The organism is Anaeromassilibacillus sp. SJQ-1, assembly GCF_046693725.1.
In the GTDB taxonomy this organism is placed as follows: Bacteria; Bacillota; Clostridia; order Oscillospirales; family Acutalibacteraceae; genus Anaeromassilibacillus.
On record NZ_JBKEIV010000004.1, the window covers coordinates 93,007 to 106,735 of the forward strand.

Below are 13,729 nucleotides of genomic sequence, written 5' to 3' on the forward strand. Positions count from 1 at the left end.
TAGTTCGCCAACCCCATTTTTTCGATACTAAGATTCCGCACGAAAATCCTGTTTTAGGATTTGTGCCATTTTATAGGGGGCCCAAAAGGAGGAAATTTGCTGGGGAAATTCCATATCAAACGATTTCCCACAGGGGGGCGTTCTTATTCACGTGCAATTTGCTAAAAAATTCTGCGACTCTTGCAAACGATCACATGAAGAAAGGAAGGATGTCTCATGAAGAAACTCCATCGTTCCGCACTTGCGATGTTCCTGTGTTCCACACTTGTAACGGGGACAATCCCGGGTGGGGCGTTTGCGTCAGCAGACGTACAGGAGGATTCCATTCTTGCCCCAGAGCCGATTGGCTACGCCAACGTGCTGGACATGACCGCTGTTCCCACCCCACAGATCTATGGCGACTACAGCACCAACAAATACAACAATTTCTGCGATCTAGGGTCCTGGCACGGCTACTACCTGCATACACAGGACAACACAGAGGCTTACGGCGGCTTTGCCGGCCCGGTGATCCTCGCGGAAGAGTACCCGGTGAACCTCTCGGATTGCATCGGCAAATGGGTAATCGAGGGGACGGACGGCACAGTCTATGACCTGGCGGACGCGGAAGCCACTGTCAACGCCTATCCCGGCAAGCTGGTACAGGGCTATGCCATGGAGGACATCGACCTCAAACTCGAATTAATCTTTGTTAGCGACCGCACCGCCTTAATCCGCACGACCATTGACAATAAGACGGACGAGGCGTTGGAACTGAGCCTCAAGCAGACCGGAAGAATCTTCGACACATACAGCGGAGGATCTCCTATGGGAACCTCTCTGGCGGCGACGGACGACGGTGTGGCCGTAAACTTCCAGACCATCCGTTCCATCTGGAGCTACATGACCACGGAGGAGAACAAGTTCAACATCCGCTTTGATCAGCCCGTCACAACAGAGGTTTCCGAGGATGAACTCTCCTATGAAAGCACTTTCGAAGAGCCCATCACTGTGGAGCCGGATGAGCCCTATGTGACGTATCAGACGCAGAGCTTCACCTTCACGGATGAAGAGGCCGCAGAGGAAGCAGACAAGTCCACCGATATGCTGGTTGGCGGCGACGGCTATTTTGTAGAAAACAGCGAGCGTTGGGAGGGCTATGTCGAAACCATCGACAACGCAGACGTAGATCAGGCGTATAAAAACGCGGCTGTAAAAGCCGTCGAAACCTTGATGACCAACTGGATCAGCGCAGCGGGCGCCCTGCAGCACGGCGGCATTGTCCCGTCCAAATCCTACCAGTGGTTCATCGGCCTGTGGGGATGGGATTCCTGGAAACAGGCGACCGGCATGGCCCGCTTTAATCCCGAGGCCGCAGAGGATAATATCCGCGCGCACTTCGATTATCAGATTACCGCAGACGACCCGGTCCGTCCGCAGGATGTGGGCACCATCGTCGACTGCATCTTCTACAACCTTGGGCCGGAACGCGGCGGCGACAGCGGAAACTGGAACGAGCGCAATTCAAAGCCAGCGTTGGCTGCCTGGGCAGTCTACAACGTCTACCGGCAGACGGGCGACGTCAGCTTCCTGGAAGAGATGTATCCGAAGCTAGTCGCGTATCACAATTGGTGGTACACCAACCGCGATGTGGACCACAATGGGATTGCAGAATATGGCGCCATGGTCCATGATTCCCATTACTTATACGACAATGAAGGAAATATCCAGCTGGACAAAAACGGCGAGCCGCTTTTTGACGAGGATGCAGTGATTGAAGCTGCTGCTTGGGAAAGCGGCATGGACAATGCGACTCGTTTTGACAAAGAGGGGAACGGCCCGGATGACATCGGCGTGCATGTCTTCCCGGTGCGCAATTCTGACAACGAGATCGTCGGCTATAGTATCAACCAGGAATCCGTGGACCTGAACTCCTATCTCTACGCAGAGAAAGCGTTCCTGATGTCCATGGCAGAGGAACTTGGCTACGACGAAGACGTTGCCAAGTACGAAAAAGAAGCGGAATATGTCCGCGATTATATCAACACGAATATGTACGATGAGGAAACCGGCTTCTACTACGATCTCCAGACCAACGAAGACGGCAGTGAAAAGAAGCTGCTGGTCAACCGCGGCAAGGGCACAGAGGGTTGGCTCCCGCTGTGGGCAAAGCTCGCCACGCCGGAACAGGCTGCGCGCGTTGCCGAGAACATGCTGGACGAGGACAAATTCTACCGCCCGGTTCCGTTCCCGACCGCTTCAGCAGACAACGACAAGTACAGCCCGAGCACTTATTGGAGAGGCCCGGTCTGGCTGGATCAGGCGCTCTACGCGGTAGAGGCATTGCAGAACTACGGTTACAATGAGGAAGCCAGGGAAGCGGCCTACCTCCTGTTCGACAATACGGAAGGACTGCTGGGCGACGGACCCATCCGCGAAAACTACAACCCCGAGACCGGAGAAGGCCTGCACACTAAGAACTTCAGCTGGTCCGCGGCGGCATTCTATCTGTTGTTCGAAGATACACTGGCCGGCAACGAGACCACCTCGCAGGACGCCCTGCCGATTCCAGGGTCGGAAGAACAGAACCTGACGGTGGGATACAACAACAAGGACGTAACGTTGAAGGTGGACGGCGAACCGCAGAAGATCGCAGACCTGACGGGCGAGTTTACGCTGGAAGACGTGGCAGAGGGAACGAGCGTAGAATTGACCTTTGAACCGCGCGTGGCGGGCAAGAACTTCCGCTCGGTGGCGGTCAACGGCCAGGAGGAACTCATCAGCGGCGATTCGTACACCTACACAGTAGAGATGACGGGCGAAGGCGTCGACTTGGACTTCGTGTTCGAGGTGACGGACAAGCGGATTCTGGAGCAAACCTATCAGTATGCAAAGCCCTACGTGGATGATGGGACGGTGGATTCGCTGGTGACCGAGGCGAAAGAGGCCTTCCTGGAGGCATATGACGCAGCGGAGGATGTGCTGAACAATACAGCGGCGACGCAGACGGAGATTGACCAGGCTTGGAGCGACCTGCTGAACGTACTGCATTATCTGAACTTCCAGCCGGGCGATAAGAGCGCCCTGGAAGAGCTGTACAATATCCTGAGCGCCCTTGTGGAGGATGACTTCACAAGCAGCAGCTGGACCTTGTTTGAAAAAGCGATGGAGCAGGCAAAAGAAGTGGTCGAAGACCCGGAACCGTTGGAGGGTGACATCACAAAGGCATATGAAGACCTGACAGCTGCGTCCAAGCAACTGATTCGCGCATCGGACGTCAGCAATTTGAATACCGCCATTGAAAAGGCGGAGAAAATCAAAACGGACATCGAAGCGGGCAAATACCTGCCGGACGGACAGGAAGCGTTCCTGGAGGCATTGGAAGCTGCCAAGAAGCTGGACAAGAATTCCCCACAGGCAGAAGTGGACCAGGCCGCGAAGGATCTGTTGCAGGCGATGTCGGCCCTGCGCAAGAAGGCGGACAAGACGGAACTGGAAGAGTTGCTGAAGGAAATCAATGCGCTCGATCCGTCGGAATATACAGCGGCAAGCTATGCAGCAGTAGCAGAGGTCAAAGAGGTTTTGAACGCATTGATGGCGGATGACAGCCTGGACGCGGAGGAAGGCCAGAAGAAGATCGATGCAGCTGTGGCGCAGGCACGCGAGGCACAGAACAACCTGGTGAAGGTTGATACCAATAAGCCGTCCAAGGGCAGCAGTTCTGGCAGTTCTTCTGCAAACGGGAGCAACGCCTATGGGGCCAGCGGTGTGGTATCCGCAGGTCAGAATGTAGCGGCAGTTGGCGCCTATGTCCGCAGCGATACGACGGTGAACTTTACCCTGAAACGCGGGCAGGCCTATTGCTTCAAGATGACGGTGGTAAATGGAAACAACCAGACGCCGAGCTTTACAGTGGGCAACGGCAGCGTTCTCAAGACGCAGTTTGTAGCGAAGGTTGGAAACGATTACTACTACAGAGTCTATGCAACCGGCACCCCGGGCCAGAGCACGGGCGTTTACACGACCCTGCCGGGGCAGAACGCAGTGAAACACTGCACAGTGGCCATTGGTTAAATACTGGACACTTGTAAGGAACATAAGTCATCCGATCAAGTAACAGTTGATCAGAGAGCCTGCGCAGGAAACACTGTAGGTACGAAAAACGCGCTGTGCGTCCATCGGTTTGAAGCACGAGTACCGGCATAATGCCGCCGGGCAATGTTCCAGTAAAGCATTGTGCAGTGACGATTGTGTAATCATGGACTGGACGCCGGAATAAGAGGGAAGGTTTCTTCCTGATAAACAAAGGACCTAATCCTGGGGATTCCCAGGATTAGGTCCTTCTATGTTTGATTCATCTATTTTACGCTATGGCAAGTTAGTGATGCCGGCCACTGTGAAGGCTTCTGCTTGCTCCTGTAGGACTTCCCCTGTGGAGCGGAGAGCAAACTCTTTGCAGTCTGCTTTCGTAGGGAACGCGGTAGGCGCGAAAGGCACTGTGTGCCCGTGCCTGAGAATTATAAGGAATTCGTCAACTCAACATTATCCAATGTATTCCGGCATAGAGCAAATACGCCGGTCGAAATAGCCAAATTCCAAATGACCACCGGAAGGCCGATCACTATGGCAGGAAGGAAATCCCCCATTGTGAGCAATAGGACAAAAGAGATCCCCACGCCTGGCAGAACCATCAATAACAGGACTACCATATATAGCATCATAATGAGGCCCTTATTGGCGATAGTACCGAGAATACGATCCGAAAGAATACTCCCCGCAATGTACAAGACTCCCATGCTCAGCATAGATCAACATGCACAGAATGGCCGTCAGTGGATTGGCATGCATATAGATGCCTAATACCGTAAAAACAATCACACCATCAATCACTGGTTTTAATATGGTGGACATCGCCGACCACACCAGCTTGGCGAAACTGCTCGCTGGGGAAAGGTAGATGTACGGTTTTAACAATTCCTGCATCCATGCACCAGTCGCATTCAAAAAGAACAAAATATAACAGCTAAAAACTGCACCGATCACCATCATCAATCCAGGGGGCATGGGGGCTCCATCTTCGTTCCAAATATGCGAAAGAAAAAAGGCCAATCCCAAGTTGACGACTACAAGAAGAACGGTAGAAGAATCCACAAAGGGAATACGGCTCTTGCGCCGCGCCTCACACATGTGTTTGTAGAAAAAAGTATTTGCGCCCCAACCATGTCCAAGGCCTGTTTTGCGCACCTTATACCGCCGCTTTTTTCCATTGTTGGTGGTTAGCATCCCGCCGTCCGCTGCTTTTTTTAAGGCGTCGCGCTGTTCCTGCGCTGTCTCAGTGGACTGTAACACATCTTCGTAGTAGTCCACATTTCCACGGACAAATACCAATACACAAACCGCGACGGCCAATATCGTCAGGATAGAAAATAGCCCAGCTTGCGCAGCGTTCCCGGCAATGAACGCGAAGCATGCGCCCTTAATCCAACCGAGCAGAGGAAGATATTCCAACTTTGGGGAGGAGATCGCCGCCAATAGCGCCTCGGTGTTGGAACCACCTTCGGTAAATTCCAACAGAATAATCCCTGCAATTGCGGCGATATATACATAGAGAACCACTTTGGCAGTCCGGACCCGTAAAGGGCTGCCATTTGTAAAGTTATAGAGCAACAGCGACAGGACCTGTACCGAAAAAAGCGCTACAGCCGCCCCTAGTACCAACGCGAGGGTGTCTGTCCAAACAATACCGAATGTTTCTGCCATCATCGCGCCATAAAAGAGGAAGAAGAACACCATCAACAGCGTCCGGCCCATTTGTTTCATCAGGCCATATGCTAAGATCTTCTTGGGAGAGATGGGGGACACAAACAATAGGTTTACATCGCTCATCCCAAAAAAGGTCGTACCCTTTTGCAACGCGCTTAACAGAATGGGGACTGTAATTAACAGCAAAATACCAAAATAGATGCCGTGTAAAATGCGCAGGTCTACGAACCCGCTCAGATCAGCCTGCGGGGTCAAAGCGACCGATACGACCGAATTGACCAGCAAAAGCACCAGCAGGATATATACCACCAGTTTCCCGGGATGACGGAATAGCGCCAGGAATCGGTTTTTCCACTCCTTGCGGAGCATATAAAAAATTGCGCTCATGCCGTCCCTCCATCCGGAGTGCCTTCGGTGATTGCGAAGAAAAGCTGCTCCAAGTCCTCGCCGTTTGCCTCAATTTCCGAGCGGGTGCGCACAGCGGCAATCCGGCCTTTCACCATGATGAGCGCTTTGTCCCAAAGCTCTTCTACGCTGTCCAACATATGGGTACTCACCAGAATGGAACAGCCGCGCTGCCGAAGCTCCAGAAGCATCTGCTTGAGCTCCTTGATCGCATGGGGGTCCAGACCCACCAACGGTTCGTCCAGCATAATGACTTTTGGCTCAGACAGAAGGGCACAGCAGATACTCACCTTTTGCTGCATTCCCTTGCTCAGTTCTCCGCCCAGTTTCTTTTGTTTGTCGTCCAACTCCATGCGTTGCAACAGCGCATCGGCCTTCTTTTCCCAACCATCTACTTTGTATGCCCGCGCGACAAATTCTAGGTGTTCCCGCACAGTCAGCGCCTCGAACAGCGCTGGCAACTCGGGAATATAGCCGAAATTGCGCTTGGCCTCCACACTTTTATTTGGATGGCCGCAGATCGATATATTTCCCTGGAAACGCAAAAGGCCTGCAATACATTTGATTGCAGTGGATTTTCCCGCCCCATTGGGGCCCGACAACACGGCAATCTCCCCGGGATTCACCGTGAAGTTCAGATGATCGTTTGCCACCAGATGATTGTAAATTTTTGTCAGGTTGGTTACCTGTAACATATTCTATCCTCCCACTTCAAAGGGCCTTTCCTTTTCGGGGAATTGTTCCCGCGCTTTCTTCTCTTTTTCCTCAGAAGCCGTCAATACATCGCTACGCCAATCAATGATGCAGTCAGCCAAAACACGGAGATAATCGCCAGAAGAATCACCGCAACATAGGCCACAATTCCCCAAATCAGCAAAAGCTTTGCGCGATGTGCCTGTTGTGCGGCAAGAGGGTTTTGAAACGGCGCGCTGTACGGATTTTGTACATGGCACTGCGGACAGAAGGGCTCCGCCACCCGGTGGGCGAATCCACACTGTGGGCAGGCCATCAGGCGATTTGCCCGATGATTGCGCACACACAGATAGACGATCCCGGGAATCCATCCGAGGATGCCCACCAGCAGGCCCCACATTGCCGGGTCACTGTTGCCGCGGGCTTTTGCGTCGTTATACGTCGCCAGCCCCAGAAGGACCTGTGCCGCAATCCCTAAAAGACTGACGAGTATGATCACAACAATGAATCCCATCAGAGCGTTGATTGCCGCCGCTTCTGCTACATAACTACTCCCTATGATCCCCACTCCCTTTGTACTAATATGTTAGTACAATAATATATATTGCGGATGGCTTTGTCAAGAAAAACTACAATTTTGTAAAGAGGGATATTTTTCTGTATAGCGAAGATACCCCGGCGTTTGCCCGCCGGGGGTATCTGAATACCACTGTACAAATTTAGCACAGGCAGTTATGCCGTCAAAAAGTCCTTACCGTCGATGCGCTCACCCTGTTTCTGTTCCACATTTTCCAGTTTATACGTTCCGTCCTGGACGGAGAATGTGAATTGATAGTTGACGCCTTGACCATCCTGTTTTAGTACCAACAGTGTCCGTCCATCCTTACGCATCAAGTACACGGGCTTGGTGTCTCCAACAGCTCTACCAATTTGTTCCGATACATTTTTTTATTGGAATGTCGTATAGTCCTCGCTATAACAACTGATATGGGTATATTCGTTTACGGGGATTTGGAAAGCTTTAGCAAGCGCGTCTTTAAAACCAATTTCCAGCTTGGCGCCTGGTGATTCGCCGTCCTTTGCAGAAATAAAACTTTTTGTTCCTATCTCGTCAAATGGATCGCTGGCAATCCCATGTTTATAGGAAAAACTACCCCATATATGTATCTCATAATACAGGCCGCTTGGATTTTTGACATCCCAATCTGTATCGTAGCTTACTTGATCGCCTCCTGCCATTTGGTAGAATTCTCTGCCATCTTCCTCGATATATCCTTCGTAAGAACTCCCTTCTAAATCTGATTTTGAACAATTTGTACTGGCATGAGCGCTACAGGTGATCGCATTTTTTCCTCCGGTAATCCCTGCCCATGCATCTACATTATACGCGAAACCTGCTGTTGAAAAGATACATAAGGAAACCATCGCAAACATGAATGAAATAACCCTTTTTTCATTTTTTCGTCCTTTCTGTACGGTCATTTATAATGGCAGTGGTATCCGGAACTACTGGGGAATACATCTGTTTTCGATAATTGGATACCAATTTTCCTCTCCACTTATTTTGCTTCTGTCCGTATACGCCTCCATTCTAAAAAAGTGTGCATATATCCCATTTCCATCTTGGTTGAACAGAACTCCTTCCGTATGGTCTTTTTTTATATAAGCCCAAGTATGATTAAGAGAAAACTTCTCAAAGGAATAACGGCCCATTTGTGCCAACTGCTTTTTTATAGAACCCCCTAAAAGATACGCTTGGTTTTGAATGACGGAAGGATAGACCGTAGAAAAAGCTTCTTCATATTGCGACAAATCAATCTGAAATTGCTCTGCAATTGTTTGTATATGCCGCTTTTCGGATTGCCGCTGAAAATATCTTTGATTCAGTTGTTCTCCCTGACAAGCAAAGGCTGTACCGATCTCAAAAACTTCTGGATGAAACGGATCGGAGAATTCTAATTCGATAAGCGTTATCTGCCCTTGATCTACCTGGTTATCGGCTTGACAGCAAAAGAGCCCGGATGTAATTTCCCCTTTCTTTTTACTGTCGACCGCGAGAAAGAACGGATTGTTTGTATATTCGCGCGTTTGCATTGTAGGGGAGACTTTTTCTAAGAGGCTTCGGTACGATTCTTCCGCCTGCTCGCACCTCTGGTAATTTTCATCGGTCAACGGCAAATCGCGGAAGGGCTGGTAGTTTTCGAACATTGACCCTTCCAGGCACTGTGCCAGAAGCGCCTTGGTTGCGGCCTGTTCTTCCGGGGTTGTATGGGTTGCCTTTAACTGGGAAAGAACCGAAGGATTCAACGCCTGAGCAGACGCCGGGTTCAGGGAACTGGTAAGCAATACCAAAGCCACTGCGATACAACCGATCAGGACATGTCCATTTCGCTTTGGCGATGGATGGACAATATTTTGGAACCGCTGGACCATTTCCTTTTTCTTTCCCGAAAAACCGGTAGAGAGGGGAACTCTGTGGGACTGTTCCGTCAGGACTTCCAGTAGGACCGTCCCGTATTCCTTCCGGTAGAGGCGGCTTTTCCCCTTTAGGACGGTATCGTCGCAGGCATTTTCCAAATCCAAATTTGCCTTCTTCGCCAAAATATGTACCAAGGGGTTAAACCAGTGGACGCTCTGCACCAGCAGAAACATCCACTTGATCCAGAGGTCGCGCCGTTTGTAATGGGCGAGTTCGTGTCGGAAAATAAATGCCAACTGTTGTTGCGACAGCTCCATCTGTGGCAAAATCAGCACGGGACGAAATAGGCCCAGGATCATAGGCCCCTCCGCATGGCTGCTGATTCTTACGGGGATATCCCGCCGGATATACATGTCATTCCGCACCTGTTCCAAAAGAATCGATTGTTCCCGGCTTAAGCCGGATTCTCCGCTTTTCTTCAGGAATCGGATATGAAAAAGATAAAACCCTATATGAGCCAACAAAAAGCAAATACTCCCCATGACCCAAACCAGTGCGAGACCTTCCAGGAGAGGAAGGTGTTCATAGAACGGTTCCATGGGGGCGTCAAATGTAGGAACGGGACTGGCGGGAAAGGCCTGCGAAAGAACGTCCGGCTGCTGGCAGACGGCCTGAGAACCGGCGGAAGAAATGGTTCCGGCCGAACCCTGCATAGCTGCATTTCCCGCTGAAAGAGGAAATGCAAAGGTCATCGGAATCAATAACCGGACACTAAACACCAGCCATAAAAAGCATCTTGCCTGAGAGGGGAATGCCCTTGTAAGCCATCTGTCGGCGAAAAAGAGCGGCAATAACAGCAAAGCCGCCTGTACGGATACACTGAGGGTTTGGACAAACAGGTTTTCCAACATTCCTACTCCTCCTCTCAATCCAACAGTGCCCGAATTTCTTCCAGGTCCTCCTTACTGAGAGGCTGAGATTGGACCAATGCGGCGATCAGGGACTTCGGGGAATTGCGGTACAGTTTTTCCACAAAGGTTTCCGTCTCTGCCGCCCGGTAGTCCGCTTCCGTGACAAGCGGAGTGTAATAATTCAGTCTTCCGGTTTTCTCACAGGAGAGATACCCCTTGTTGACCAACCTGCCCAAAATCACCTGTACGGCTTGTATCTTCCATCCCTTTTGCAGGCGGCGCGCAATTTCGCCGGTATCCAGAGCCTCCGGGGCTCTCCAAATGATCAACATGATGTCCAATTCTGATTCGGAAAGCCTTTTCAACATATTAACTCACCTCTCTTTGTTTGTTTAACATACAGTTGTATGTTAAAAGTATATAGGATATTTTTCTTAGTGTCAAGGTTTTATAAACAAATCGAAAAGAGGGCAGCGAGGTGATCTCCCCTCTCTGCCCTCTTCAAGGATATGAAACAATTTGTCTGCTGCTGAAAATGCCACATGCTGGCATACCACTCAGCGGTTTGTGTATGATCCGAAGGAATCCAACCTACAAGTGTATTCAAATCAAGTATTTCTGTATACTTCTGCACATGTTCGATAAGCATCTAAGTATTTGTAGGAATCGTTATCCGGATCGTCCGTTGTAAAACGCACTTCATCATGTTGGTTCGCCGCATTTTCCTATAAATATAGGCAAATGTATGCAGGAATTATTTGGATAATTTGCTTTACTTGCCTTTGTAGGCAAATACAGATGTCTACCATAATCGCAATCCATGGGAGGATAGGACTTTATAAAAGAATCCCAACGCCGATACCCTGCACGGTCCTCCGCGTAGGAGCTGAAACTTATAACGGTGCCTTCGATTGTTTGTCTCAACTGTTTTGGTGTCCGGACAGCGGCCGCCTTCTTTGATGTTTCTTCCGCGCCTGTTACAGCACGGCCGGAGATATCTTCCCACTCTCTTTCCACTTCCAAATTTGCCTGGGAAATCCGCTCGGCGATCGGACGCATGTATTTCTCAAACTCTGTTGCGGAGACAGTCGCGGTTCTCGGGTCGACCGTATTGGTAAGGCCCACTTCGTGCAACTCCTCTTCGGTTGGAAAACGGAACGTCGTTCCATATTCTTCGTTTAACTTGTCCAATACCGACTGATAGGCTTGCAAATTTCCAGTTTCCTTTGTAGTCGCGGCAAAAGCAGGCATTGAGAAAAACAGGAGGCAGCAAAGACATAAACAGAGACTCAGAAACTTTTTCAACACAATCACCCCTTTAAAATCATCCAATTTGGTCTTTAAAAATAGTTCTATATAGATATTATAATGGTTTGCCTAAGCAGTCAATATGTCTATTTAATATTATTCGATTTATATGATTCGTTTTGGGTGTTTTTAATTCCACAATTACTTGTTTCTCATGATGGAGTTCTACACTTATAAGCTGATGTTTCCCGTCATACTCGCATGTCTACTTACAGAATAGGCAAAGGCCGCAGAAGGCAGACAGTACATGAATAATAGGATACAGACTACGGACAAAATCTTTTTTTTCATTTTATACATCCTTTCTCATACATAATAATCATTTGGTTTTGTTTATTTGTAATGGGGATATATGAAATGACAGCCACCATCAAATTGCAGGGTATCCCTATCGCTACTATGCTTTATTGTAGTGGTATTTGAAATGAGATGGTTATGAAGACTGACATTCTGAACGGATGATAGGGAATTGGCTTTCTAATGTTTTTCTTTGATTTCTTTCATCAATCGTAGGGATTTCAAAATAATGGGCATAGATACCGCTCCGATCCGCATTTAAAATAACACCCTGTGTAGAATCGTTATGAATATAGGCCATCATATGGGCCCTATCAAATTGTTCAAATTTATATGGACCTAGTCTTTTTAATTGTTCCTGAATGGACCAACCTAAATTGATAGCGTGATTCTCGATTACGGCCGGATACATCCCCGTATATGCCTTCTGATACTTCGACAGATCGATTCCGAACCGGGTGGCAATATTGTACGCTTGCTGGGATTGTTGTTGTATAAATTGAATATTCTCGTTTAAATAACGGCCTTTATTTGGATAAGCAATTCCCAAATCGGTTACTTGCAGTGAAGTCGGATCGGAAAAGTCCATCCAAATCATTCGAAAGCATCCCTCTGCTCGATCTTGATCTGTTTGGCAACAAAAAATGCCGTTTGACATAAGGGATTGTATATCGACTAGAAGAAAATAAGGGTTCGATGTATATTCATATACCTGAGAGGTTTCTGGATATTTTCGGAGTAGATCGCAGGATGATTCTTCCGCCTGTTCGTACCTCTGGTAATTTTCATCGGTCAACGGCAAATCGCGGAAGGGCTGATAGGTTTCGAACATTGACCCTTCCAGGCACTGCGCAAGAAGCGCCTTGGTTGCGGCCTGTTCTTCCAGGGTTGTATGGGTTGCCTTTAACTGGGAAAGAACCGAAGGATTCAACGCCTGCGCAGACGCCGGGTTCAGGGAACTGGTAAGCAATACCAAAGCCACTGCGATACAACCGATCAGGACATGTCCCTTTCGCTTTGGCGATGGATGGACAATATTTTGGAACCGCCGGACCATTTCCTTTTTCTTCCCCGAAAAACCGGTAGAAAGGGGAACACTGTGGGACTGTTCCGTCAGGACTTCCAGTAGGACCGTCCCGTATTCCTTCCGGTAGAGGCGGCTTTTCCCCTTTAGGACGGTATCGTCGCAGGCATTTTCCAAATCCAAATTTGCCTTCTTCGCCAGAATATGTACCAAGGGGTTAAACCAGTGGACGCTCTGCACCAGCAGAAACATCCACTTGATCCAGAGGTCGCGCCGTTTGTAATGGGCGAGTTCGTGGCGGAAAATAAATGTCAACTGTTGTTGCGTCAGTTTCATCTGTGGCAAAATCAGCACGGGACGAAATAGCCCCAGGATCATAGGCCCCTCCGCATGGCTGCTGATTCTTACGGGGATGTCCCGCCGGATATGCATGTCCTTCTGCACCTGTTCCAAAAGAATCGATTGTTCCGGACCCAAGCCGGATTCTGCGCTTTTCTTTAGGAATCGGATATGAAAAAGATAAAACCCTATATGAGCCAACAAAAAGCAAATACTCCCCATGACCCAAACCAGTGCGAGCCCTTCCAGGAGAGGAAGGTGTTCATAGAACAGTTCCATGGGGGCGTCAAATGCAGGAATGGGACTGGCGGGAAAGGCCTGCGAAAGAACGTCCGGCTGCTGGTAGACAACCTGAGAACCGGCGGAAGAAATGGTTCCGGCCGAACCCTGCATAGTTGCATTTCCCGCTGAAAGAGGAAATGCAAAGGTCATCGGAATCAATAACCGGACACTAAACACCAACCATAAAAAGCATCTTGCCTGGGAGGGAAATTCCCTTGTAAGCCATCTATCGGCAAAAAGAGAGGTAATAACAGCAAAGCCGTCTGTACTGATACACTGAGGGTTTGGACAAACAGGTTTTCCAACATT

Annotated in this window: 13 protein-coding genes; 1 reads left to right on the forward strand and 12 read right to left on the reverse strand. The window is 49.4% G+C overall.

The window, feature by feature from the left end:
• The first annotated feature begins 216 nt into the window (after positions 1 to 216).
• Positions 217 to 4,053 (forward strand): MGH1-like glycoside hydrolase domain-containing protein, encoded by a 3,837-nt coding sequence (locus tag ACGCCZ_RS00720; RefSeq protein WP_411655043.1) that lies wholly within the window; start codon positions 217 to 219, stop codon positions 4,051 to 4,053.
• Positions 4,054 to 4,080: 27 nt separating this feature from the next.
• On the opposite strand, the gene ACGCCZ_RS00725 is transcribed toward ACGCCZ_RS00720, so the two are convergent.
• From ACGCCZ_RS00725 to ACGCCZ_RS00780, 12 genes are all read right to left on the reverse strand, one after another.
• Positions 4,081 to 4,239, reverse strand: coding sequence for a hypothetical protein (locus tag ACGCCZ_RS00725; RefSeq protein ID WP_411655044.1), 159 nt, complete (start codon positions 4,237 to 4,239; stop codon positions 4,081 to 4,083).
• Positions 4,240 to 4,496: 257 nt separating this feature from the next.
• A complete protein-coding gene (locus tag ACGCCZ_RS00730; protein WP_411655045.1) occupies positions 4,497 to 4,784 on the reverse strand; it encodes a putative ABC exporter domain-containing protein in 288 nt (95 codons plus the stop codon).
• Positions 4,711 to 6,129 (reverse strand): putative ABC exporter domain-containing protein, encoded by a 1,419-nt coding sequence (locus ACGCCZ_RS00735; protein WP_411655046.1) that lies wholly within the window; start codon positions 6,127 to 6,129, stop codon positions 4,711 to 4,713. The genes ACGCCZ_RS00730 and ACGCCZ_RS00735 overlap by 74 nt, the downstream gene beginning before the upstream one ends.
• Positions 6,126 to 6,842 carry an ABC transporter ATP-binding protein gene (locus ACGCCZ_RS00740; RefSeq protein ID WP_411655047.1) on the reverse strand — a complete coding sequence of 239 codons (717 nt, stop codon included), beginning with the start codon at positions 6,840 to 6,842 and terminating at the stop codon, positions 6,126 to 6,128. Before ACGCCZ_RS00740 ends, ACGCCZ_RS00735 begins: the two co-directional genes overlap by 4 nt.
• Positions 6,843 to 6,922: 80 nt before the next feature.
• The gene (locus ACGCCZ_RS00745; protein WP_152918417.1) at positions 6,923 to 7,408 is read right to left on the reverse strand and encodes a zinc ribbon domain-containing protein; all 486 of its coding nucleotides are present in this window, start codon (positions 7,406 to 7,408) and stop codon (positions 6,923 to 6,925) included.
• 164 nt (positions 7,409 to 7,572) lie between these two features.
• The gene (locus ACGCCZ_RS00750) at positions 7,573 to 7,740 is read right to left on the reverse strand and encodes a hypothetical protein (protein ID WP_153802361.1); all 168 of its coding nucleotides are present in this window, start codon (positions 7,738 to 7,740) and stop codon (positions 7,573 to 7,575) included.
• 48 nt (positions 7,741 to 7,788) lie between these two features.
• On the reverse strand, positions 7,789 to 8,322 hold the full coding sequence (locus tag ACGCCZ_RS00755) for a hypothetical protein (RefSeq protein WP_411655048.1): 534 nt from the start codon (positions 8,320 to 8,322) through the stop codon (positions 7,789 to 7,791).
• 24 nt (positions 8,323 to 8,346) lie between these two features.
• Positions 8,347 to 10,170, reverse strand: a complete 1,824-nt coding sequence (locus ACGCCZ_RS00760; protein WP_411655049.1) for a M56 family metallopeptidase — start codon at positions 10,168 to 10,170, stop codon at positions 8,347 to 8,349.
• Positions 10,171 to 10,184: 14 nt separating this feature from the next.
• On the reverse strand, positions 10,185 to 10,538 hold the full coding sequence (locus tag ACGCCZ_RS00765; RefSeq protein WP_411655050.1) for a BlaI/MecI/CopY family transcriptional regulator: 354 nt from the start codon (positions 10,536 to 10,538) through the stop codon (positions 10,185 to 10,187).
• 334 nt (positions 10,539 to 10,872) lie between these two features.
• Entirely contained in the window at positions 10,873 to 11,382 is a 510-nt protein-coding gene (locus tag ACGCCZ_RS00770; protein ID WP_152918418.1) for a hypothetical protein, read from the reverse strand.
• 529 nt (positions 11,383 to 11,911) lie between these two features.
• A complete protein-coding gene (locus tag ACGCCZ_RS00775; RefSeq protein WP_411655064.1) occupies positions 11,912 to 13,597 on the reverse strand; it encodes a M56 family metallopeptidase in 1,686 nt (561 codons plus the stop codon).
• A complete protein-coding gene (locus ACGCCZ_RS00780; protein WP_411655051.1) occupies positions 13,576 to 13,728 on the reverse strand; it encodes a hypothetical protein in 153 nt (50 codons plus the stop codon). The genes ACGCCZ_RS00775 and ACGCCZ_RS00780 overlap by 22 nt, the downstream gene beginning before the upstream one ends.
• Position 13,729 lies beyond the last annotated feature (1 nt).

What these genes read in the sequence shown, in the direction of transcription:
- ACGCCZ_RS00735 (WP_411655046.1), bottom strand. Translation starts at nt 6,129, where the DNA reads ATGAGCGCAATTTTTTATATGCTCCGCAAGGAGTGGAAAAACCGATTC.
- ACGCCZ_RS00765 (WP_411655050.1), bottom strand. Translation starts at nt 10,538, where the DNA reads ATGTTGAAAAGGCTTTCCGAATCAGAATTGGACATCATGTTGATCATT.
- ACGCCZ_RS00725 (WP_411655044.1), bottom strand. Translation starts at nt 4,239, where the DNA reads ATGATTACACAATCGTCACTGCACAATGCTTTACTGGAACATTGCCCG.
- ACGCCZ_RS00760 (WP_411655049.1), bottom strand. Translation starts at nt 10,170, where the DNA reads ATGTTGGAAAACCTGTTTGTCCAAACCCTCAGTGTATCCGTACAGGCG.
- ACGCCZ_RS00755 (WP_411655048.1), bottom strand. Translation starts at nt 8,322, where the DNA reads ATGACCGTACAGAAAGGACGAAAAAATGAAAAAAGGGTTATTTCATTC.
- ACGCCZ_RS00720 (WP_411655043.1), top strand. Translation starts at nt 217, where the DNA reads ATGAAGAAACTCCATCGTTCCGCACTTGCGATGTTCCTGTGTTCCACA.
- ACGCCZ_RS00730 (WP_411655045.1), bottom strand. Translation starts at nt 4,784, where the DNA reads ATGCTGAGCATGGGAGTCTTGTACATTGCGGGGAGTATTCTTTCGGAT.
- ACGCCZ_RS00780 (WP_411655051.1), bottom strand. Translation starts at nt 13,728, where the DNA reads ATGTTGGAAAACCTGTTTGTCCAAACCCTCAGTGTATCAGTACAGACG.
- ACGCCZ_RS00740 (WP_411655047.1), bottom strand. Translation starts at nt 6,842, where the DNA reads ATGTTACAGGTAACCAACCTGACAAAAATTTACAATCATCTGGTGGCA.